The 3,058-nt window shown below is 70.7% G+C and carries 1 protein-coding gene; it reads left to right on the top strand.

Annotated elements, in window-relative coordinates; translation table 11 throughout:
* Positions 1-3,058, top strand: a 3,058-nt coding sequence (locus tag ABZU75_RS46045) for a type I polyketide synthase (RefSeq protein WP_355569791.1), incomplete at both ends; no start/stop codon positions are given.

Genomic DNA, 3,058 nt, shown 5'->3' on the forward strand with positions numbered 1-3,058 from the left:
GCCGCGGTGCTGGCCTCCGGGGAGCCGCAGGCGGCGGTCCGTGAGGGTGCGGTACGGGTGCCTCGTCTGGCTCGGGTGATGCCGGCCGAGGAGGCGGGGCGGTCGTGGGATCCGGAGGGGACGGTGCTGGTCACCGGTGGTACCGGTGGTCTGGGTGGTCATCTGGCTCGGCATCTGGTGGCCGAGCGGGGTGTGCGGCATCTGTTGCTGACCAGTCGCCGGGGGCTGGAGGCTCCGGGTGCGGTGGAGTTGCAGGCGGAGTTGATCGCGCACGGGGTCGAGGTCGAGATCGCCGCGTGTGATGTGGCCGACCGGGATCAGGTGGCGGCCCTGCTGGCCGGAATCGATACCGACCATCCGCTGACCGCAGTCGTTCACACCGCCGGTGTGCTGGCCGACGGGACGATTCCGTCGCTGACGCCCGAGCGGCTGGACACCGTGCTGCGGCCCAAGGTCGATGCCGCCTGGCACCTGCACGAGCTCACCCAGGGCCTGGACCTGGCGGCGTTTGTTGTGTACTCGTCGGCCTCGGGTGTCATGGGCTCGGCTGGGCAGGGCAACTACGCGGCCGCGAACACGTTCTTGGACGCGCTGGCTCAGATGCGGCGGGCCGAGGGGCTGCCCGCGCTGTCGCTGGCGTGGGGCGCCTGGAGCCAGGACAGCGGATTGACCGGCACGCTGAGCGACGCCGACATGCGGCGGATCGCCAGGATGGGTACGCCGCCGCTGTCGGTGGAGCAGGGCCTGGCGCTGTTCGAGGCCGCTGTCGCGCTTGAGCATGCGGTGCTGATTCCGCTCCGGTTGGAATTGGCGGTGCTGCGCTCCCATGGCGAGGTGCCGGCGTTGTTGCGGGGTCTGGTGCGGGGTGGGCGGCGTTCGGCGGCGTCGGGTTCGGTGGTGGCGGCGACGTTGCTGGGACGGCTGGCTCCGCTGGGGGCGGCCGAGCGTGCCGAGGTTTTGGTGGACCTGGTGCGTACCGAGGTGGCCTTGGTGCTGGGGCACGTCTCGCCGGAGACGGTGGAGGTGCGGCGGGAGTTCCGCGAGCTGGGCTTCGACTCCCTGACCGCGGTGGAGTTGCGTAACCGGCTCAATGCCGCGACCGGGTTGCGGTTGCCGGCCACGCTGGTGTTCGACTACCCGACGCCGACGCTGCTGGCGGAGTTCCTGCTGGCCGAGCTGCTCGGTGAGGACGCCGATGTGGTGGTTCCCGCGCCCGTCATGCCCCTGAGTGACGATCCGATCGTGATTGTGGGCATGGCGTGCCGTTATCCGGGCGGGGTCACGTCTCCGGAGGATCTGTGGCGGCTGGTCACCGAGGGCGGGGATGGGATTTCGCCGTTCCCGACGACGCGCGGCTGGGATCTGGGGGCGTTGTACAACCCGGATCGGGAGCGCCGGGGGACCAGCTATGTGCGTGAGGGTGGTTTCCTGCACGAGGCCGGGGAGTTCGATCCGGGGTTCTTCGGCATCTCGCCGCGTGAGGCGCTGGCGATGGATCCGCAGCAGCGGCAGCTGCTGGAGACGTCATGGGAGGCGATCGAGCAGGCCGGGATCGACCCGGTCTCCCTGCGTGGCAGTCGTACCGGCGTGTTCGCCGGCATCTTCTACCACGACTACGGGATGAGCGCCGAGTTCCCGCCGGAGGCGATGGGCTTCGTCGGCACCGGTACGGCGGGCAGCGTCGCGACCGGCCGGATTTCGTACGCGCTGGGGTTGGAGGGTCCGGCGGTGACGGTGGACACCGCCTGCTCCTCCTCGCTGGTGGCGATGCACCTGGCTGCGCAGGCGCTGCGCTCTGGGGAGTGCTCGCTGGCGGTGGCCGGTGGTGTGACGGTGATGGCCACACCGGGTGCGTTCATCGATTTCAGCGCCCAGGGCGGGTTGGCCGGCGACGGCCGGTGCAAGTCCTTCGCTGACGCGGCCGACGGGGTGAGCTGGTCGGAGGGTGTGGGCGTGCTGGTGCTGGAGCGGCTGTCGGACGCGCGCCGCAACGGCCATGAGGTGCTGGCGGTGGTGCGGGGTTCGGCGGTGAACCAGGACGGTGCGTCCAACGGGTTGACCGCGCCGAACGGTCCTTCCCAGCGGCGGGTGATCCGCCAGGCGCTGGCCAGTGCCGGGCTGACCTCCACTGAGGTGGACGCGGTCGAGGGCCACGGCACCGGTACCACGCTGGGTGACCCGATCGAGGCGCAGGCGCTGCTGGCCACCTACGGCCAGGACCGGGACGAGGACCGTCCGCTGCTGCTGGGTTCGATCAAGTCGAACCTCGGCCACACCCAGGCCGCCGCCGGCGTGGCGGGTGTGATCAAGATGGTCATGGCGATGCGTCAGGGGGTGCTGCCCAGGACGTTGCATGTGGACGCGCCGTCGTCGCATGTGGACTGGTCGGTCGGTGCGGTGGAGCTGCTGACCGAGGCCAGGGAGTGGCCGGAGGCCGGTCGTCCGCGTCGGGCGGGTGTGTCGTCGTTCGGGATCAGCGGCACCAACGCGCATGTGATCTTGGAGCAGGGGCCGGAGGCTGCTGAGGCGGAGTCGCGTGGTGAGGACCGGGCGCCGGCCGCGGGTGTGGTGCCGTGGGTGGTGTCGGGCAAGACCGAGGAGGCGTTGCGGGCGCAGGCTCGTCGTCTGGGCGCGCACCTCGACGTGCACGGCGATCTCGACCCGGTGGATGTGGGCTCCTCGCTGGTGGTGTCGCGGTCGGTGTTCGAGCATCGGGCCGTGGTCATCGGAGGCGGTCATGAGGAGCTGCTGGCGGGTCTGGCCGCGGTGGCTTCCGGTGAGCCTGCGGCCGGTGGTGTGGTTGCGGGTGTGGCCGATGTCGTTGGTAGGTCGGTGTGGGTGTTCCCGGGTCAGGGGGCGCAGTGGGTGGGGATGGGTGCTGCGCTGTTGGAGGAGTCGGCGGTGTTCGCGGGGCGGATGGCGGAGTGTGCGGCGGCGTTGGAGCCGTTCGTGGACTGGTCGGGGTGGTCGTTGCTGGATGTGGTGCGTCAGGTGGAGGGGGCGCCGTCTCTGGATCGGGTGGATGTGGTGCAGCCGGTGTCGTTCGCGGTGATGGTGT

This window comes from Streptosporangium sp. NPDC005286 (genome assembly GCF_040607515.1).
Classification (GTDB): domain Bacteria; phylum Actinomycetota; class Actinomycetes; order Streptosporangiales; family Streptosporangiaceae; genus Streptosporangium.